This window comes from Nostoc sp. C117 (assembly GCF_043099735.1).
Taxonomy (GTDB): Bacteria; Cyanobacteriota; Cyanobacteriia; order Cyanobacteriales; family Nostocaceae; genus Nostoc.
Window position 1 is genome coordinate 1,694,579 of record NZ_CP170991.1, and the last position, 21,949, is coordinate 1,716,527.

A 21,949-nucleotide genomic window follows, 5' to 3' on the forward strand; every position below is an offset into this window, starting at 1 on the left:
GAGTTATTTGCTTCTAACTTCTCGCTTTTCGCTTCTAACTTGTTGCTTCTAACTTTATTTTTCACTCTTCACTTCTCATTCCTAACTTTATTCCTCACTCCTAACTATTAACTCAGCACTCAGCACTCAAAACTCAAAACTCCTACAACGCCCCAGCTGCTGTTTTATCTAGTATGCCTCCACCCAAGTGAGTGGTGATGTTCATTGCTTGCAGTACTGGTAAACCATCTAATCCGGAAGGATAGTCAATAACGCTAACAGCGCCATTTCCCTGACGGAAATTCCAGAAATTTTCTAGTGGTAAACCAAGAATGTGACAAAGCAAGGTTTTATTTGTAGCATCATGGGCTACTACTAGGACAGTTTTGAGTTGATTAGTTAATGCTGTTTGGACAATTGATTCCCAAGCTGCAACGCTACGTTCCCATACCTGCTGCAAATTTTCCCCTTCAGGCATTTGGACTTCGGCTGGAACTAACCGCCAGCGCTGTAACTCTCCGGGAAATTCTTGCTCAATTTCTGTTTCTAATTTTCCTTCCCAGAGTCCGTGGCTGATTTCTCTTAAACCATCTTGAAATTCTAGGTTGAGATTTGGATGGTGTTTTAAAATGATTTCTGCTGTTTCTTTAGGACGTAGCATTGGGCTACTGACGGCAAAAGCGATCGCTACTTCTTGGAGAAATGCCCCTGCTTTTTGCGATTGTTGTCTACCGTTGTCATTGAGGGGGACATCAATTTGCCCTTGAAACCTAGTTTGGCGATTCCACTCTGTTTCCCCATGACGCACCAGCAGTAACCGTACACCTTGATGATCTGGTCGTAATGAGGGTAGAACTTCTCCGGTGTGTTGTGTCTGGTTCAAAGACTCTAGCTGGACTGGTTCCCGTAATCCTCCAGCAAAATTTAAGACGCTAATACCACAGTTAGATTGCTGTACTGAATGGTAACGACTTGGGGGAATTCCTAATGCTGTGCTAATCAGGGCGCGATTAATCCCGTTATGTCCCACAATCAGAATAGTTTCGCCTTGATGCCGAGACAATATTTCTTGCCAAAACTGCTGCGCTTGTTCATATATAGCCAGAACTGGAAAATGTTCTCTCGTTCCTTGGGTATCATTCAACAGCATTCGCAATTCATCAGGGCGTTCGTGCCAAGTGCGGTAGTCTTCGGCTAACTCCTGCTTGACTTGGCTAGTGAGCATTCCTTCCCACAAAGGCAGGTCGATTTCTAGCAGCAAATCAGAAACTTGGATTACAGCAGACTGTTGAGCATGACTAGTTAACTCACGATGGATAATTTCTGCTGTGTTTTTAGCTCGTTGCAGGGGACTGCTGTAAATCGCACTAAATGAAATATTACTGAGGGCTTTGCCTAGTTTACTGGCATCGTTTCGACCTTTTTCGGTTAATTTTGACGCATCAGTGCGCCCTTGGATACGCCTCTCGGTGTTATAACCGCTTTGACCGTGGCGCACTATGATGACACGAGTCATCGCAAAAAGCCCTCCTGTATCTAGACGACTAATTTTACTGCAAAATGATTGCAGAATTATTTACTAAGCAACGCCGATTCATTAAACCACATTCCTAAGTATTTGAGCTAACTTTTCAGGTTAGGGAACTCCAAGAAATAAATTATCCAATATTGTGGGGTGGGCATCCTGCCCGCCCTATAGACTGGGCGGGCGAGACGCCCACCCCACAAGAGTTAATTGGATATTTTTTTATTTGCAAGTCCCTTAATGTGGAAAAACCAACGCGAAATCTAACCCTTTGTTCTCTATGAAAAGTTCTGCCAACAAGACACGGCGTGTAGCTGGCTTTTTTCAAAGGGGTACGAACTTCTGAGCTTCTTGTTAGCGTAGAAGTCTTGCGGCTTGTTGTCAGACATCGCCTCTAAATAGTCTATAAACATATTTATCTATTTTTGTCAACTGTCCACAGATTTCTACAATTATTTCCCTGACTCATTTACAGAAATATAAAGAAAATGGATAGCCTAGAAGGAGAAAGGTTTTTAGTAGACATTTTGACTTTTCAAACATCTTCTAAGCTCTATGAGTTATTGCCTTAATCCCAAGTGTACAAACCCTGCCGATTTGATGAATACCAACAGTAGCATTTTTTGTCGTAACTGTGGGGCAAGTCTGTTAATCGAAAATAAGTATCGAGTAATTAAGTTATTGGGGAGTGGAGGCTTTTCTAGAACTTTTGAAGTAGAAGCTAATGGTACAAAAAAAGTCCTGAAAGTTTTAAATTTATCTTTATTTAGTGATTCAGAAAAAAAATCTAAGATAGTTAATTTGTTTAAGCGAGAAGCTGAGGTATTAATTCACCTGAAGAATTCCGGAATTCCTAAAGTTGAACCAGATGGATATTTTGAATTAAATTTTCCCGATTGTTCAGAGCCATTATACTGCCTAGTAATGGAAAAAATTGAAGGCTTAAATTTACAACAATGGTTACACAATCAAGATAATAAAATTATCAAACCAGAAAAGGCGATCGCTTATTTAAAACAAATAGTAGAAATTTTAGATCGAGTTCATGCTCAGGGATATTTTCATCGGGATATTAAACCAGCAAACATCATGGTAAAACCAGATGGACAACTTGTTTTAATTGACTTTGGAGCAGTCCGCGATTTAGCCCAAACTTATGTTCAGGAAGAAAACGAAAATACAATAGTTGGTACAGTGGGTTATTCACCACCTGAACAAATGAAAGGCAAAGTAGTCAAGCAATCAGATTTTTTTGCTTTAGGAAGAACTTTTGTTCATTTATTAACTGGAAAGCCTCCATTCAATATTGAAGAAAATCACCAAACAGGTAAGTTAATTTGGCGGGACAAAGTTTTATATAACTCAAATTCTTGGAGAAACTGGTTAGATCGATTGAAATGGCGATCGCTTTTCGATTTGCTTGATGAAATGATGGAACCATACTGGAAAAATCGCCCGGAAAATACCCACGTAATTTTACAACGGCTCAATCATCCAATTACATTACCACGTATTCCACCTTGGCTGACTGGTATAGTTATTTTATTTGGAATTGGATTACCTACTAGCTATTGGTATTCCAATGGAGTTAATGGATGTAACAAAATCTGGCTGAGGAGTTTTCCTCAAGACGATAATATTAGCTGCGGCGAAGAAATTCTGTTACCAAATATTAACATGAAAGTACCAGAAAAAGAACGAGGAGTCAAGGCGATCGCTCAGGATAATTATCAAGATGCAATTACTTGGTTGGAGAAAGCGTGGCAAAAATATCACGATCCGGAAACTTTAATTTATCTAAATAACAGTCGTCTAGAAGTTAACAAAATTAAAGCTTATACTATTGCTGTTGTAGCTCCTATTAGCAATAATAATGACAACATTCACTCAAGTGAAGAAATATTGCGTGGTGTTGCACAGGCACAAAATGAATTTAATGAAAAATACAAAGCTAAAAAAATAGGGTTGAAAGTATTGATTGCTACTGACAACAATCAAAGTGAAGATGCTCAAAAAATAGCAGAGCAATTAGGCAATAAACGTGATATTTTAGCTATAATTGGTCATTTTAGAAGTGATACGACTATAGAAGCAATCAAAATTTATCAGGAACATCATCTATTATTAATTTCTGCTACAGCTACATCAGAATTACTATCTACATCCTGTAAATCAAATTATCCTAATTGTTTTTTTCGAGTTGTTCCTAGCAATCGTGTTATTGCCCAAACTTTAGCTAATTACCTGAAAAAAGAAAATAAACTAAAAGCAGCAATATTTTTTAATCCTAATAGTAACTATAGTAAATCACTACAAGGACAAATGAAAGGTAGAATATCGGAATTAGGTGGAAAAGTTGTAGTAGAAATACCTTTGTATGACAACGTTGAATCTAGTATAAATAAAGTGAAAGAGCAGAAAGCAAATGTAATTATTTTATTGACAACTACTGATGGTCTAACCTCTGATTCAGCCATTCAGGTAATTGAATATGCGAAAAAAAATAAATATTTAGTAGTCGGTGGAGATAGTCTAGACAATAATAAGCTTCTCAATGCACTGGTAGGTAATGAAGCAGGTGCAGTAGTGGCTATACCTTGGCACTCTAGAATTATTCTTAATCGAGAGTTTCCTCAACAAGTGGAGAAATTTTGGGGAAAAGCAGGGAACTGGTACACTGCATTATCTTACGATGCAACTCGTGTATTCCTGACAGCATTAGAAAAAATTCCATCACCTACTCGTCTAAATGTGCAGCAAGCGATCGCTGAGACTAATTTTCAAGCAAGTGGTGCTACAGGAATAATTTCTTTTAAACCAAATGGCGATCGCCACCAGGAAAATATTTATTTAGTTAAAGTTATACAAAATCCCAATACAGGACAAATTGAATTCCTCCCTTTGGATGTAGCAAAGTAAGTTACAGGGGATTCAAATAATTCCTAATTCGTAATTGGAAAATATTTGATATCATTAGGACGAATAATAGTAGTAAAGATTAAATATTATCAATTTCTTACTAAAAGTTATCTTCCTAATATAATACCCCTAGTACAGAAAGGCGGAATTCAAAATTCAAGATGAATGCCGTTGCATAATTGTGGGATGATTTGAGAGATCGATAAATAATCACTGCGTCCCCGCGTTAGACCCAATCATCCCATAATTAATTAGTATCAATATTATCACAGAGACCTTTCTCGCTCTTTTCTACCTGTTGGCTACTATGGAGATAATCTTTAGCCGAATTGCAAGCAGTTACCATCACATTATCTAGAAGCACATCCATATTTAAATTTAAATCGTTGATATCCCATAGGATAACCTTATTGTCTGCGCTACCAGACGCAAGAGTGTAGCCGTCGGGGCTAAAAGCTATACTTTTAACCTCAGACTCATGTCCGAGAAGGGTTCTGAGTAGATGACCTTGTAAATCCTTGAGTTTGATAGTCTTGTCTTCACTAGCATAGGCAAAAGTTTTTTTATCGGGACTAAAAACTATACTTGTAACCTCATCCCCTTTGAAGGTGTTCAGTTGATTCCCCTTTAAATCCCACAGGATAAACATAAAATCTGCATTCATAGAAATCAGATTGGGAGCATCGTCGACAAAATCCATAACTATAATCTGTGTCTTATCCCCTTTGAAGGTTTCGAGGAGTTTACCTTGGAAATTCCAGAGTTTGATAATAGTACTGTCTTCACTCACAGAAGCAAAAGTTTTTCCATCGGGACTAAGAACTATATTTTTCACCTTCTTCTTATCGCCGTTGAAGATGTTTAGTTTCTTGCCCTTTAAATCCCACCGGATGACGATATCATCTGCACTCACAGAAGCCAGATTTTTACTATCGGCGCTAAAAACTATACTTTTAATCTCTTTCTTATCCTCTTTGAGAGTTGTCAGCAGATTACCTTTTAAATCCCAAATTTTGATAGTATTGTCTGCACTCACAGAAGCCAAAATTTGCTTATCAGGACTTAAAACTATACTTTTAATCTCTTTCTTATTCTCTTTGAGAGTTGTCAGCAGATTACCTTTTAAATCCCAAATTTTGATAGTATTGTCTGGACTCACAAAAGCCAAAATTTGCTTATCAGGACTTAAAACTGTATTCGTTGCGAAGGTTTTGAGGACAGGCTTAGGACGATTGAAATCCCAGAGTTTGATAGTATTGTCTTCACTGGTATAGACCAAAGTTTTACCATCGGCGCTAAAAACTATATCTGTAACCGCAACTTCATACCCCGAAAGCTTGTTTTTGAGTGTTTTCAGAAGATTACCCCTTAAATCCCAGAGTTTGATAGTATTGTCTTCACTTGCAGAAGCCAGAGTTTTGCCATCGGGACTGAAGGCGACGCTGTTGACAGCATCCTGATGTTCTTCGAGGATATGTTTACCCCTTAAATCCCAGAGTTTGATAGTATTGTCTTCACTTGCAGAAGCCAGAGTTTTGCCATCGGGACTGAAGGCGACGCTGGTGACAGCAGCCTGATGTCCTCTGAAGGTTTGCAGTTTCTTGCCCTTTAAATTCCACAGGATAACGGTATTGTCTTCACTTGCAGAAGCCAGAGTTTTGCCATCGGGACTAAAGGCGACGCTGGTAACAGCAGCCTGATGTCCTATGAAGGGTGGCTGTTTATTACCATTTAAATCCCAAAGGATGATGGTATTATCAAGACTTCCAGAGGCTAGCCTGTAACCGTCATGACTGAAGGCGACGCTGGTAACAGCAGCCTGATGCCCTCTGAAGACTTGCTGTTTCTTGTTCTTTAAATTCCAAAGGATGATGGTTTTGTCAACGCTTGCAGATGCTAAAGTCTGACAATCTGGACTTATAGCCACACTGGTAACTGCATATTTATGCCCTGTGAAGGTTTGCGCCTTCTTTTGCCCTAAATCCCAAATGTGCGGCTTATTTTCACTTAAATCCCAAAATTGAATAATATTGTCTTTACTACCAGCGGCGAGGATCTTACATTTACGGCTTTTAGGATCGTCTTTCGGAGGAAAAACTACACTTGTAAACCCTGCTTTCTCCCCTGGAATTGTCACCCTTGCCGGAGATTGGTTCCAGGTTGACAGGAAATTAGCTTTTAAATCCCAAAGTTTGACGGTTTTATCTTCACTAGCAGAGGCAAGGGTATTACTGTCAGGGCTAAAGGCAACGCTTGTAACTGCATACTTATGTTCCCTGAAGGTTTGCAGCATTTTGCCCCCTAAATCCCAAAGTTGAACAGTATTGTCTTTACTACCAGAGGCAAGAGTATTACCGTCAGGGCTAAAGGCAACGCTTGTAACAGCAGCTTGATGTCCTGTAAAAGTTTCCAGAAGTTTTCCCCCTAAATTCCAGAGGATGACATTATTATCTTTACTACCAGAGGCGAGGATGGTGCCGTCAGGGCTGAAGGCTAGACTTGTGATATCACCCTCATGTCCTTTGAAGGTTTCCAATTGATTGCCATCTAAATCCCAAAGGATGACGGTATTATCTTCAGTACCTGTGGCAATATTCTGGCCATCGGGACTGAAAGCTAGAGTTGTGATCTCGACCTTATGCTGGAATGGCTGTTTTCGGTCTTTCTGCTCTAAATTCCAAAGTTTGACAGTATGATCTTTACTATCTGTGACAATAGATTTGTTATCGGGACTGAATACTAGACTGCTGTCATCACTCCCATAGGGGCGTTTTGTCAGTTTCTTATCCTTTAAATCCCAGAGTTCGACAGTTTTATTGTTAATAACTGTGGCAATAGTTTTGCTATTCGGGCTGAAGACCACGCTTGTTACCGAAGACTGATGCGGGAGGGGGGGGTTTCTCAGTTCCTTGCCCTGTAAATCCCAAAGTTTGACAGTTTTATTGTCAATAGCTGTGACAATAGTTTGGCCATCAGGGCTGAAGACCACACTTGTTACCGAAGACTGATGTGCGAGGGGGGGGTTTCTCAGTTCCTTGCCCTGTAAATCCCAAAGTTTGACAGTTTTATTGTCAATAGCTGTGACAATAGTTTGGCCATCAGGGCTGAAGACGACACTTGTTACCGAAGACTGATGTACGAGGGGGGAGGTTGTCAGTTCTTTGCCCTTTAAATCCCAAAGTTTGACAGTTTTATTGTTAATAACTGTGGCAATAGTTTTGCTATTCGGGCTGAAGACGACACTTGTTACCGAAGACTGATGTACGAGGGGGGGGGTTGTCAGTTCTTTGCCCTTTAAATCCCAAAGTTTGACAGTTTTATTGTTAATAACTGTAGCAATAGTTTTGCCATCGGGGCTGAATACTACACTTGTAAATGCTACATCATATTTAATAATTTGCGGTTCATTGCCCTGTAAATCCCAGAGCATGACAATGTTATCTTTGCTAGCTGTGACAATATTTTTGCCATCAGAGTTAAAAACCATACTTGTTACGTTGTTGAATAGGAGTTTAAAGAATAGATTATTTTTGAAGAAGGATTTTGTCAGTTCTTTGCCATGTAAATCCCAAAGTTTGACAGCATTCTTTTTATCAGTTGTGGCAATGGTTTTACCATCGGGGCTGAAGACGACGCTTGTCACCGAAGACTTATGCTTCAAGTAATTACGTGCTTGTACTCCATCAATTGCTTGCTGCAAAGCTGCTATCAACTGTGACTGGGTGTCTATTTGGTTTTGGCCTTTGATGATTATGGTACTAATTTTTGTCCAAAATCTGTTCTTTTTCAGGATGTTTGCCGACTTAATTCCATCGGTGAGAGCTTGCAAATTTTTATCTGATTTAGAGAATAACAAGGAACTTTGAAGGAGGGAATCGGCTTTACTTAATTCGGCTTCTAACCCTTTTTTGAATGCTATTAGTCCCAAGCTAGTGGTAATCAAGACAACAATTGCTCCCCCAATGATTGTCCGCTTTGCCCGAATTTCGCGACTACGGCGAGTTTTTTGTTCTTGTTTTTCGCGATCGCGCAAATCTACACAAACTTGGATATAATTGGCTTCTAATATGTTTAAAAAATTAGATTTTTTTAATAATTCCTGGGCTGCTTCTAAGCGTCCCCCTCGATGCACCAAATAGCTTTCGTCTTTATTATTGTTGTCCCATTCCAAAGCCTCCTGACGGATCTTTTCTCGTAGTAGAAGCAGACAACGGTTTTCATCTAACCAATTCAGTAACTTAGGCCAGTAACGAATTAAGGCTTCATGGGCGACTTCCACTTCTTCCCGCTGTGTGGCGGAATCGACACTAGTAACTACTAGGCGGGCACCTTCACCCGCTAACCGCTTAAGCAGCTCTTTAATTACAGCCTGGTAGCTCAGAGTCGGGATTAATTCGTCTAACCAAACTCGGCGGCGAGTGTCGCGGCGTTTTTGTCCCTCTACTGCTGAATCATCTAAGCGAGTTAAGCGGACAAAAATATTCTGGACTTGTTCTTGTTCTTCTGGTGTGCAGCTATCATAAAAAGCATCTGCTGTTTGAGCGATCGCCATTTTTACACCACCGATAGCTTCATACTCCACGGTTCTTAACCATCTACCATGTCGCCGCTTCCACAACTCTAGCAATGCATGTTGCAGTAATGGCATTGCCCCTGGTTCACCTTGGACATCATCTAAAATCGAGTTACTCAAACCGGCTTCAAAGCGTAAACCCACCTGGGCGGCTTGCATTTCCATTGCTTTCCGCAGTTCTGTGGTATCCATTGGCCCAATCAACTCTTGCCGAGATTGCATTAACTCCTTAAGTTGTGAATAGGAAGCACATTCACCCCAAAAGTCTGCCCGCATGGTAATCACGACTTTTTGCTGCTGGACAATAAACAGTAATTTATCTATAAATAACAGTCGGCTGGTTTCATCAGTACAGAGGGTAAAAAGTTCCTCAAATTGGTCGATGACTAAAATTGAAGCTTGATTTTGCACCTCCAAGAAACTGGTTTGCAGTTGCTCAATGGGGTTACTACTCGGTGTCATATACGCCATCATCAAATCTGGCTGTTTTTCCATCAGCGCTGGAATCAGCCCCGCCAGTACAATTGATGATTTACCACTACCCGAAGCCCCAAATACAGCTAAGAAGTTGTCTTTTTCTAGCTTTTGTTGTAGTTGTTTAATTAACCGTTCTCTGCCAAAAAAGAATTTGCGGTTTTCGACTCGGAAAGGATATAAGCCCAGGAAAGGACAGTGAGTGTCGTAAATAGGTGCTTCCTCATCCAAGGCTACAGCGTTGAAACTCAGGTCAAGAACTGCTTGAGATAGATTGTTGACATCTTCTAAAGCTTGCTCTCGTTCTCGCCGAGCTTCTTTGCTCAAGGCTGTAGAACCTGTATTGAGAAGATTTCCCAACTTTTCTGCTGGTGCTTGCAGCTTTGATTGCAGTATAGGCGATCGCTCTGCTACAAATACTTGCAATCGCTCCAAACCATGTTTGATTTCGGTGTTGGTCAAGTCGCGGTCAAGTTGGTCGCTAAATAGAGGTCTCCCCCCCAATCGGCTAAATAAGGCAGGAACCGTAATATCCTGCCGTTCTGCAAGGGAAGCAGAGGCTTCCTGTAATGCTAAATCCACTTCCCCTGATTTATTGAGGTGTTGGTAAAATGTTGCACATAAAGCTAGGGCGGTTTTAACAGTTACTTTCTCAGTCATAGCGATGACTGCGGGCATTCCTAAATCCCGCACCAATCTTTGCCCTAAACCCCCTAATGCCGCTTCTGCTTCTGGACTGGCACTTTCGCAGGTCGAGAGAAAGGTAAAGTGTGGTAGCCCTTTGGCTCCTTTTAATGTCCGTAATCTTTCAATTAAGCGTGTTCCTGTAACTGGGTCTACTTTATTATTTTCTTTTGCCCAATAGAGGACGGTTTCGCCACTATCTATGACTTTACCATGACTGACAAAGTGCAGCATGGTGTATTGTTTTGTTGTGTCGGTCAGATGTTGGCAGAGTTCGTCTAAAGTCGGTAAGCCAATTGCGCCTTCTACTGTTGCTAAGACATCAGATGGTATTACCCCTAAAGATTGGCGCACACTTTGGACAGCGGCTTCAACATCGAAAGAGTCTAAGTTAAACCGCTCAATTTCTGAAGGACTGGCCACCAATATCAAGGCGCGTAAGTCTCTTCTGCCAATTGGGGGAAAACGGCGGTCTGTAATCGCTGGTATATACAGTGAAAATGGTGTTCGCTGCTCTAGGCTTAATAAATGCCATCCGTCATCGATATTACCGCATAGTCTTTCCCAACGTAATGTTCTCAGTTCTTTATCTTCAGCTTCGATAAATAGCAACACCCGCAATGTTTCTTCGGAGTTCCGTAAAGCACTAACAAAAGCATCTCTAATTTCTTCACGAAACAGTGCTTGTCCGAGAAACATACCGTAATCTTTCGGCTGTCCTGACTTGCTAATAAGTTGCTGAAAATCTTCCGGTGACAGTTTGAGAATTCCTTCTGAGCGCGATGATAGAAGTTCACCAGGTCGGCTATGTTCGACTACAATCGGCCAGCTATTTCCTGATTTGCGCTGAATGTTAATCTCAAAGGTATTCATGTCTGTTTTTGGTCTTGCTGAATTTGAATATCAAATATGTTTATTTAACTCCTCTTTTTTGCACCTTTCTAATAGTAGTTACTTCTTTTTTAGTCGTTGCTAAGCTTAGATTGCCTAATAACGAGGTACAAATCGGGAAACCTGCCCAACTAACTGTCTCAGCTTTCTATGAGGAAAATTCATATTTTCAATCAATCAGCAACGCCCTATTTTTATCGGATTAATCAAAGGCGATCGCAGTTAACAATTCAAAATTAAAATAGGAATCCTATCTACTGCAATACGGTTCAGTTAAGGTTAAAACTTTTTGTCAAAGTTATTTTTTTAACGAACCGCGTACTCCTTTGGGGATCTTCCTACGCGTAGCATCTCGTTGGCGCGATCGCTGAATCTCGACTCACTTCGACGCTACTCAGTGCAAGTCGCTCGATTTTTGCGTAGTCGAAGTGCAGCCTCTCATAGAGAAGAGAAGAAATGCTTAACTGAACTGTATTGGCTTATACTGTACTATTTGCTACATATTAGCTAGCAAAAATCAACGCTCACATCAGTTAATATACTGAATATGTGTTTTTATAGTAAATTTTTTCTTTAATGAAAAGAATTTTTTAAGTAACTTTGAGCTTTAATTTAGAGGAAAATTAGGAAGGAGCGATCGCCCGGTAAGCGAAGCCATACCATTAGGCTTATCGCTATTAAAGATAACTAGCCAACATCACATCATCTATATTGAACTCTTATCTTTTTCGCTCTTCGATGCACGTTGAAGTTGGGGTTTTAATTCGATGTCACCGTAAATCTGCAATGCAGAACGCCAAACTATATAACCTTCACGAGTTAAGTGTAAGCCATCAGTAGTAAATTCCCGCCGGAGATTACCTTGGGTATTGGTAAATAGGGGATATAAATCGATAAATTTCACACCTTTTTTGTTAGATATGCTTTGGAGTTGCTCATTCAATCGGTGAATACGACTATTCGCAACAGCTAGAAGTTTCTCTCGTCCTTTCCAAGTTGCTTCGTCTGCTCCATGCGGTAAAATCGATTGGACAACAATTTGGGCTGTAGGATGTGCCTTTCGTAGGTAACTGATAATTTGCCGCTGATTATCTAAAATTACCCCATCGCTCGTTCCCTTAATTAGATCGTTAATCCCAATCATCACAAAAATCACCTCTGGCTGGGTGCGATCGAATATAGTTAATCTTTTCAAAAGCCCATTGCTGGTTTCGCCAGAAATTCCTTGATTGAGCCAATTTTTACCTTGAGGTAATAACTCAGCTGGAAACCACAAAGTCAGAGAATCTCCCACCATTATGGTTAAGTGCGGAGGACGCCTGTCAGCGGCTACCTTGGCTTCTTGCTTGAGAATGTCTACCCACTGTTGATAAGTGAGTTGGTGACGGGGACCTAAATCAGGTGTCGCAACTGAGTCTGAGTTATTTCGGTTGCTTGGGTTGGGAGATGCTATCATCCCTCCAAAAAAAACGGTCAATTTCTGCTGTTGCCAAATTAGCAGAATGACCGCCAACATTAGGATGCCGTTGGTTAACAGCGAGAAAAATGCCCAGATAGGAAAGGTTTTTGCAGAAGTAGACACGACTAGCGAAATTTACCAATTATTTGAATCAGATTTTAACGCTAGCACTCGGAAATTACACCAATTTTAGATTTTGAATTTTGAATTTTGAATTTTGGATTGAAAGAAAAATCTAAAATCCAAAATCCAAATATGGAATGATTCAGGACTGATTACTGAATCGGCCGATCGCCGCCAAATTCAGAATTATAACCTTCTTCGCCGTGTTCGTTGATATCCAAACCTTGCAATTCAACTTCTTCATTGACTCGTAGCCCGACTGTAGCATCGATAATCTTGAGAATAATCCATGTACCAACAGCTGCGATGACATAGGCAACGGCAATTGCTACTAGTTCAACTCCCAATTCACCAAAATTACCACGCAGTACACCCTCTTTACCTCCTCCGTTCACTTGAGTGGTGGCAAAGATTGCCGTTAAAATTGCCCCGACTGTACCACCAACACCATGCACGGGAAAGGTATCTAAGGCATCATCAATTTGCAGCTTGTGCTTGAAACTCACAGCATAGAAGCAAACAAAGGCGGTGATGAAACCAACCAAAATGGATGATAGCGGTGTAACAAATCCGGCGGCCGGAGTAATCCCTACCAATCCAGCAACGGCTCCTGTAGCTGCTCCCACAGCTGTTGGTTTCCCGCGCAAAGCTGCTTCCAAAATTAGCCACATTAAAGCGGCGGCGGCGGCGGCTGTATTGGTGGCAACAAAGGCTGTTGTTGCTAAATTTGTGACTACAGTACCAGAAGTTCCACTAGCCACAGATAAGGCACTTCCAGCATTGAAGCCGAACCAGCCAAACCACAACAAACCAGCACCCAGCAAAATAAACGGAACGTTGTGCGGAGGGCTAAGGCGATCGGGATGGGTTCTCCGAGGTCCAAGGACGATCGCTGCTACCAAAGCAGAAACGCCAGAACTAATGTGAACGACTGTACCACCTGCGAAATCCAGGGCACCCAAACCACCATACAAGCCTAAAAATCCACCTTTCGCCCAGACCATGTGAGCTAGGGGAGCGTAAACAAAGGTTGACCACAGCAGCACGAACAAGGAATAAGCGCGGAAACTCATTCGTTCGGCGATCGCTCCAGAAATTAAGGCTGGGGTGATAATGGCAAACATAGCTTGGTAAATCATGAATGCCTGGTGGGGAATTGTTCCTGCATAAGAAACAACTTCCGCCGGATTTGAGCCTTTGAGATAATCTGTTATCTCTAGTCCCACACCATTCAACCCCAACCACTGTAATCCACCGATGAACGGCAAACCTGGGGCAAAGGCAAGACTATAACCCCACAAAATCCAGGTAACTCCGACGATCGCCATCAATACAAAGCTCATCATCAATGTATTGAGGATATTGCGCGATCGGACAAATCCACCATAGAAAAATGCTAATCCTGGTGTCATTAACAGCACGAGTGCTGCTGAAATCAGCATAAATGCTGTATCTCCAGTATCAGCAGCAGGTGGACTGGCGGCTGGTGTTTGGGCAAAAGCATTGCCCATCAGCGGTCCTCCCAAAATTAGTAAGGCGATCGCCCCAATCATGACAACTTTCTTCAACACTTCTTTTCGTCCCTAAGCAAAGCACTAACAAATTTGTATTACATTAATATATTTCAGTACTGTTTGATACTCTTTTTTGTCTTGCAAGCTACTGTACTTCTGTTTTTGGGAAATGTTAACAAAAATATAATTCTTGATTTTAGTTACTAAGGGTTTAATCAGCTGATGCGCGTCAACAGTATATAAACAACTCTTGACGAGCGTTAACAGTCATCAGTCATCAGGTAAATGTACAAATTAAATACGTAACAGCTTATATCCGCATAGTTGCTTCTAGCTATTTAGTGGCTAAAGAAACTGTGTGATTTTGCTTGGGGTTATTGTGTTTTTAAAATGAATTATCATAGAATTTATTTATTTGTCGGTAATGACATAGAAATTTTACTTAACTTCTGGGCATAAACATAATAATTAATACACTCACCAAAGCCAGAGAAGCTCCGATTAGGTCGTAGCGGTCTGGAATTGTCCCGTCTACCTTCCAACCCCAAAGCATTGCCATGATGATAAACACGCCACCATAAGCTGCATAGACTCTGCCAAAATTGGCTGGTTGAAGAGTTGCGATCGCCCCATAGACAGCTAAAGCAATTGCGCCCAAGATTCCCCACCAAAATGGTTTACCTTCACGTAACCACAACCAAATCAAATAGCCACCCCCAATTTCAAATAAACCAGCCCACAAAAAATACAGCAGCGACTTAATCATTTGACCGATTTTTAACTCAAGTTGAACTCAGTGAAATTACGCTAACGCTTTTAACTCAAGTATTGTCATTATCAAATTGGGTATAGGGCATTCGGTATTGGGCATTGGGCATTGGGCAAAACAGTGCCGAGTTCCGTTAGCGGGATGTTTAGGCAGTGCTGAGTAAAGAAGTGAGATTTGCACTCAGCACTCACTACTCAGAACTGATGAGCGGCATTGGGCATTGGGTATGGATAATAGAATTTAACTTTTAATTTCCTGTCCCTGTGCCCCGCCTCTTTGCTCCCCACTCCCCAATCCCTTGTAGATAAGGCTTAAGGATGAAAGCACCATTACCTGATAACGAAGCCCAGAGAATCGAGACGCTTTTGCAGTATAAAATCCTCGATACCTCACCAGAAGCCGCCTTTGACGATCTCACTCGTTTAGCCTCGTATATTTGTCAGACTCCTATTGCCTTAATTAGCTTAATTGATACCGATCGCCAGTGGTTTAAGTCAAAGGTCGGTTTGGCTGTCCCAGAAACACATCGAGACTTCGCATTTTGTGGCCATACTATTTTAAAACCTGACGTTTTTATTGTGCCGGATGCAACAAATGACGAACGGTTCGCCGCTAATCCACTGGTCACTTCTGACCCAAAAATCCGATTTTATGCTGGTGTTCCACTAACTAATGCTGAAGGATATGCACTAGGAACACTTTGCGTAATTGATTATGTACCACGAGAGCTTAGCCCAGATCAGATAGAAGCATTAAGAACTTTGGGTCGTCAACTGATCAAGCAACTGGAACTGCGACGTAATTTAGCAAATTTATTACTTGTGACTAATAAAGGCAAACAGCCGGAAAAAGTACGCAAGCAATTTTTCCGAAAGATTGCGGTAGGTTTTGTTTTGCTATCGGCAATTTTAGTTTTGATTGGCATAGTTTATTATCAAAATACAAGAGTATCTATTAATAACCGTCATATAGTAAAAAATACTTATAAAAAAATCAATGTCTTGGAAAAACTACTCTCGCAAACCAAGGATGCTGAGACCGGAGAACGTAGTTATATCCTCACTGGAAAAGAAATTTATCTAAAAGCGTATCAAATAGCACTGACCAACGTTGATGAACAAATTGCAAAACTGAAGAAATTAACCGCAGAGCAACCAAACCAACAAAAGCAGATTGCAAAGCTTGAATCTCTGATCAAAACTAAAGTTACTGAACTCAAACAGACTATTGACTTGCGTCAGAAGCAGGGATTGCAAGCGGCTTTGCAGGTACTAGTGAGAAATGATAGTCAAAATATCATGGATGATATCCGCAAGGCGATCTATCAGATCGAGAATGAAGAAAGGACGCGGCGTCTGCAAATATTACAAGCCCAAAAAGCTTGGACTCGCACAACAACTATGACAATGGCGATCGCTATTTGTCTGAGTTTTTTCGTTCTTGCTGTAGTCTACTACGTAATCTATCGTGAAGTTTGTGAGCGCAAGAGAACACAAGAAAGCTTAAACCAAGAACGTAACTTTATCTCCGCAGTCCTTGATACAGCTAGCGCTTTAGTTATAGTTACCGATACCCAAGGGCAAATCGTTCGTTTTAATCAAGCTTGTGAGCAAACAACAGGTTATTCCTTCGATGAGGTGAGAGGTCGGTATTTCTGGAACTTGTTTTTACTTCCTGAAGAGGTAGAGTCAGTCAAAGCAGTTTTTGAGCAATTGCGAACTGGTAAGAGTTTCCAAGAACACGAAAACTATTGGGTAATCAAGAATGGCACTCGGAGACTAATTGCTTGGTCTAATACTGTCTTAAAAGACGATGAAGGTTCAGTAGAATACATTGTTGGCACAGGTATTGATATCACAGATCGCAAACGTGCCCAACAACATCTGACTGCACAATATGCTGCAACCCGCGTTTTAGCAGATGCGACTACAATCAACGAAGCTATGCCCCAAATCCTCCAAGGAATCTGTGAGAGTTTGAAATGGGATTTAGGTGAAATTTGGATGGTAGATCGGGAAGCAAATGTCCTGCGTTTTTTCGATATGTGGCATAAACCATCCCTGGAAGTGCAAGAGTTTACCGAACTGAAGCAACAAACAACATTCATACCAGGAATTGGACTACCTGGCCGTGTTTGGGCTAGTTCAGAACCTGTTTGGATTGCTGATATCGTTAAAGACCTGAATTTCCCTAGCTTCCAAATTGCTGCTCAAGTAGGACTACACGCAGCTTTTGGTTTTCCGCTCCGCACTGGTAATAAAATTCTCGGCGTCATTACCTGCTTCAATCGTGAAATCCAGGAACCTGACAAAGATTTGGCAAAAACGATGAATTTTATTGGCGAACAAGTGGGGCAATTTATCCAGCGGAAACAGGCTGAAGAAGAATTACAACGTCAAAACTTGCGATCGCAATTATTTACCGAAATCACCCTAAAAATCCGCCAGTCTTTGCAAATCGAAGAAATCCTGGAAATCACTGTCAATGAGGTGCAAAAGATTCTTCAAACTGACCGAGTATTAATTTATCAGCTTTTGCCAGATGAGTCTACAACTAATGTTATCGAAGCAGTAGTTTCGGGCTTACCAGCAATCAAAGAGCAAAACATTATTCCCCCATACTTTCAAGCGGAATACCTACAACAGTATTATCTACAGCAGTACCGTCAAGGACGAATTTTGGGGCTGGCTAATTTAGATCTGTTGGAAGTCGAACAAAAGCATCTGGAATTAATGCAACAGTTTGGAGTGAAAGTCAATTTGGTTGTGCCGATTTTGGTCAAAGAAGAACTTCGTGGTTTGCTGATAGTCCATCAGTGTGCCTATTCTCACCAATGGTCTAGTTTTGAAACTCATCTTTTGCGACAAATAGCCGATCAAGTAGGTATTGCTTTAGCCCAAGCCCAACTATTAGAAGCAGAAACTCGCCAACGACAAGAACTAGAAATTGCCCGTTACCAAGCTGAATTAGCTTCTCAGACGAAAAGTGCCTTTTTGGCGAATATGAGTCATGAAATTCGCACTCCCATGAATGCTGTATTGGGAATGACCAGTTTGGCCTTAGATACTTCCTTAGACCCAGAACAGCGAGATTTTATTGAAACAATTCGCATCAGCGGAGAAGCCTTATTAACTTTAATCAACGAGATTTTAGATCTGTCCAAGCTAGAAGCTGGACAAATGGCTCTAGAAACTCTAGATTTTGACCTATCTATTTGTATTGAAGAAGTATTAGAATTATTGGCTCCCTCAGCCCATAATAAGGGATTAGAAATTGCTGCCCTGATCGATCGCAATGTCCCCATTCACCTCCAAGGAGATGTTAGTAGGCTCCGGCAAATTCTTATGAACTTAATCAGCAATGCTATCAAGTTTACCAGCGCTGGTGAAGTAGTAGTGCAAGCAGAATTGCGTTCGCTTTCCTCCACTACAGTCACTATCTACTTTGCCATCACAGACACAGGTCTTGGTATTAATCCTGAAGACCAACACAAACTCTTTATGGCATTTACTCAAGTCGATGCTTCTACCACTCGCAAGTATGGTGGTACCGGTTTAGGATTAGCCATCTGTAAACAACTGGTGACTTTGATGGGAGGAGCAATTGGAGTGGAAAGTCAGATAGGTAAAGGATCTAAGTTTTGGTTTGAAGTACCTTTCGCCAAGCAAATCGAGCCTATTTTCCCAAAATATGAACGCCCATTTTTAATCAATCGCCGCTTATTAATGGTGGATAACAACCCGATTAATTGCAAAATGATCGCTCATCAAGCTAGTAGTTGGGGAATGCAGGTAGATCGAGTCAACAATGCTACTGCTGCACTCAAAGCTCTTGAGGAAGCTTGTGAGCAAGGAAATTGCTATGATGTCGCCTTAATTGATATCCAAATCCCTCACATAGATGGCATCAAATTAGGAGAAGAAATTAAAGCCAATTCCGCAATTTCTGAGATTCCTTTAATTATACTCACCTCTACTAATCAACGTCATCAAGTACAGCAAGCCCTGAAAATCGGATTTGCGGCTTATTTAGTCAAACCCGTTAAGGCATCACGACTTCTGGATACGATTATCAATATTTTAGAAACTCAGCCTGAAGTGGAAAAAGGAGCTAGAATTTCTGGGCTACAAGCTAGGGGAAAAGTGCAAAATACAGAAAACTCAAGGATTATTCTTTCTTCTTCCTCTAGCCTCCAGAATAAATCTAAATTAAGAATTTTACTCGCTGAAGATAATTTGGTAAATCAAAAAGTAACGCTCAAACAACTCCAGACTTTGGGCTACAAAGCTGATGTTGTCGCCAATGGCAAGGAAGTTTTACAGCTATTAGAAAAAATTCCTTTCGATTTGATTCTCATGGATTGCCAAATGCCAATTCTCGATGGTTTGGAAACTACAAAAGAAATTCATCATTGGCAAGAGAGCGCTTTTGTCAGTCATCGTCGTCCTGTGATCGTTGCGATGACAGCTAATGCTATGAAAGACGATAAAAAAAAGTATTTAAATGCCGGAATGGACGATTACCTAAGTAAGCCAGTGTTGAAAGAACAATTGGCAGCTATCCTAGAGCATTGGACAGATGTAATCTTTTCCAAACAAGAGTTAGCTGTGACTGAGCAGAGTGTTTCCCTCACAAACGATGCTAAAGTTGATCGATCGATCAATTGGAAATACCTCCATGAAATATCGGAAAATGATACAGGATTTGAATTAAATTTATTGCAAATCTTCGTTCAAGATATTAAACCTCGTTTAGAGATCATTAAAACAGCGATCAAACTTTATGATTTTGGGAAAATTGTCCGAGAAGCTCATTACCTCAAAGGTGCTAGTGCCAACATTGGAGCCACAGCTATGTATCTAGCAGTCGAGAAACTAGAACAATTAGCTCTCCAGCAAGAGCAGAAAGGTACGAGTAATTTGATTTCAGAAATAGAAGATTTTGTCAACCGTATTCAAGAATTTTTAACTAATTAGCAAACAAGGCTGGAGGCAGAGGCAAAAGTAAAGAATAATTTACTAGTTTTTACTTTCAGCTAGGCTTTGGGTTGCTTCTAACAGGTGCTGATGAACGGATTTTGATGCAGCTATTATTAATCCAGGCAAACTATAGTTTTTACAGGTATGCAGTGGCGGTAAAGTAGAACCATCCAGAGTAGTTACAAGATAGCCAGCTTCTTTGGCCAGGAAAGCGAGTGCAGCAGCATCAATAAATTTGCCCGCTCTGATTGCCGCTCCACTTAAGTCACCAGTGAATATACCATTGAGATTGGGAATTTGCATATCACTCGAATAATCATTTGCAATATCAATTACTTGATATCGATCTTTTAGTAGAGGTGCGATCGCATTCATTCCCCATCCTAACAATACAGCAGATTTAGGCGATGTAATATTTAACGGAGTGCATTCTTCTAGGTTCATTTCCAGCGTTCCTTTAAAAGCACCTTGCCCTCGAAAAGCATAAAAATAAACATTTTCAGCCGGAGAAATTGCCAGTACTGCCTCAAAATCATCATAGTTGAGAATACTGAGAATAATTTGGTAATTAGAATGCCCATCCATATAAAACTTCGTACCATCAATCGGGTCGAGTGTGACTAAATAATCACCTTCTAAACCCAGTTCCGTAGCACGAAAATACTTAGTATTGCTAGAACTCTCATACTCTTCCCCATAAAAGCGAATCTCTGGGAAAGTCCCCAGTAGTACTACTTCCACCATATTTTGAATCGCCACATCCGCATCCGTAAGTGCAGCGGCAAAAAAGTTTTTTCCTTGTTCTTTCGCGGGAAGTGCAGCAATTTTTGGTTGAAGAAAACGGGCATAGGCTGCTGCTACTTTGAGATGAGGAAGTAAAGTCTCCAAAATTAATCGAGTAGTCGGTGTTGTGGACATTGCAGCAAACTCCTTTGAGAAATAATCTCCTGTTTCCAGGGCGATAGAATTCTATATCCAGAAAAATAGGGTATCACTTTAATGCAAAGATACCACCGTTGTTATATTACTCTAATCCGTCTATTTCAAAGAGCTTATCTTAGAGGTTGTTTGAAAAGTGTTTTGCTGTGACTTTAGGCACTTTTAGATCCTTAAAAAGGGGGACTTAGCAGGGTGGTTTCATACGAAAAAAGAAAAATACATAAGTCTTGATTGATCGTTTGGTAGCATGGCTTTTTCCCTCTCTCCAAACCTCTCACCCTCCGGGGGAGAGGTTTTGAAACCTAGTTTTAGTTTTTCTCTGCTTGTATGAAACCACCGTGCTTTTTAAGGGGGACTTAGGGGGATCTAAAACTTTTGATACCGAGAAGAGGACTTTTCAAACATCCGCTCAGCGTACAAAGAGACCATTTACAGAGTAAACCTAAATTGTCAGGTGCGTTACGCGTTGCTTTAACGCACCTGGAAATATCCTGGTTAGCGCTAAATTAGACTTTCTCAAACCCTCAAATTCCTAGACATTCGTAACGCACCCTACTTAATATTTCGTTAATATTTACTTAATAAATGGGCTATAAATTATTGAATTATCACTGAGCTAGAGATAAAAAGATATAATCCTTTTCAGCTATAAGTTTCTTAACATCGCCAATATGTATTACTAGCTAAGCTTGTACATTTTATCCTCCTTCTAAAAAAGTTTTATGGTATCAGAAGATGATTGGAGTGGTTAAGATAATAGGAAATAGTAGGTAACTTTTGCTCTAAATTCTTAAAGGGTAAAAGAGTTAATTCAACCAGAAGATTTCCTGGAGGTAATAGCAATGACGGGAATATTTTTGTTTTCGGTTTGCTGCTTTCTTTGGCTAACTGGCTTAGCCCTTTTAGCCGAATTTTTATTTCATGAAGAAGAACAGGAATTAGGACAGTGAGCATAGTTAAATAAGCTCTAATACCAATTTTTTATGAAGCTGCATATAATTCGATCCCTCCTAGCCCCCCTTAATAAAGGGGGAACTGGAAAAACATCTATCAAAGTCCCCCTTTTTAAGGGGGATTTAGGGGGATCAAGATATATGCAACTTCACATTAAATTGGTATAA

At 40.6% G+C, this 21,949-nt stretch carries 8 protein-coding genes; 2 read left to right on the forward strand and 6 right to left on the reverse strand.

From position 1 onward, the window contains the following. Positions 1 to 142 precede the first annotated feature (142 nt). Positions 143 to 1,495, reverse strand: a complete 1,353-nt coding sequence (locus ACFG4S_RS08210) for a histidine phosphatase family protein (protein WP_392534326.1) — start codon at positions 1,493 to 1,495, stop codon at positions 143 to 145. A 609-nt stretch (positions 1,496 to 2,104) separates the two neighbouring features. Here ACFG4S_RS08210 and ACFG4S_RS08215 point away from each other — a divergent pair. After that, positions 2,105 to 4,423, forward strand: a complete 2,319-nt coding sequence (locus ACFG4S_RS08215) for a bifunctional serine/threonine-protein kinase/ABC transporter substrate-binding protein (RefSeq protein WP_392534327.1) — start codon at positions 2,105 to 2,107, stop codon at positions 4,421 to 4,423. Between the two features lie 247 nt (positions 4,424 to 4,670). Here the strand turns inward: ACFG4S_RS08215 and ACFG4S_RS08220 are convergent, their stop codons facing one another. The 4 genes from ACFG4S_RS08220 to ACFG4S_RS08235 all read right to left on the reverse strand — a co-directional run bounded on the left by ACFG4S_RS08220 (position 4,671) and on the right by ACFG4S_RS08235 (position 14,907). After that, positions 4,671 to 11,027, reverse strand: coding sequence for a CHAT domain-containing protein (locus ACFG4S_RS08220; protein WP_392534328.1), 6,357 nt, complete (start codon positions 11,025 to 11,027; stop codon positions 4,671 to 4,673). Positions 11,028 to 11,751: 724 nt separating this feature from the next. Next, complete coding sequence (locus ACFG4S_RS08225; RefSeq protein ID WP_392534329.1) at positions 11,752 to 12,627, reverse strand: SGNH/GDSL hydrolase family protein; 876 nt, start codon at positions 12,625 to 12,627, stop codon at positions 11,752 to 11,754. A 152-nt stretch (positions 12,628 to 12,779) separates the two neighbouring features. After that, the gene (locus tag ACFG4S_RS08230; protein ID WP_392535938.1) at positions 12,780 to 14,180 is read right to left on the reverse strand and encodes an ammonium transporter; all 1,401 of its coding nucleotides are present in this window, start codon (positions 14,178 to 14,180) and stop codon (positions 12,780 to 12,782) included. Positions 14,181 to 14,583: 403 nt separating this feature from the next. Beyond that, complete coding sequence (locus tag ACFG4S_RS08235; RefSeq protein ID WP_392534330.1) at positions 14,584 to 14,907, reverse strand: YnfA family protein; 324 nt, start codon at positions 14,905 to 14,907, stop codon at positions 14,584 to 14,586. A gap of 320 nt (positions 14,908 to 15,227) precedes the next feature. Here ACFG4S_RS08235 and ACFG4S_RS08240 point away from each other — a divergent pair, with 320 nt between their 5' ends. Next, on the forward strand, positions 15,228 to 19,886 hold the full coding sequence (locus ACFG4S_RS08240; RefSeq protein WP_392534331.1) for a GAF domain-containing protein: 4,659 nt from the start codon (positions 15,228 to 15,230) through the stop codon (positions 19,884 to 19,886). A gap of 42 nt (positions 19,887 to 19,928) precedes the next feature. On the opposite strand, the gene ACFG4S_RS08245 is transcribed toward ACFG4S_RS08240, so the two are convergent. Then, positions 19,929 to 20,807 carry an inositol monophosphatase family protein gene (locus tag ACFG4S_RS08245; protein WP_392534332.1) on the reverse strand — a complete coding sequence of 293 codons (879 nt, stop codon included), beginning with the start codon at positions 20,805 to 20,807 and terminating at the stop codon, positions 19,929 to 19,931. Positions 20,808 to 21,949 lie beyond the last annotated feature (1,142 nt).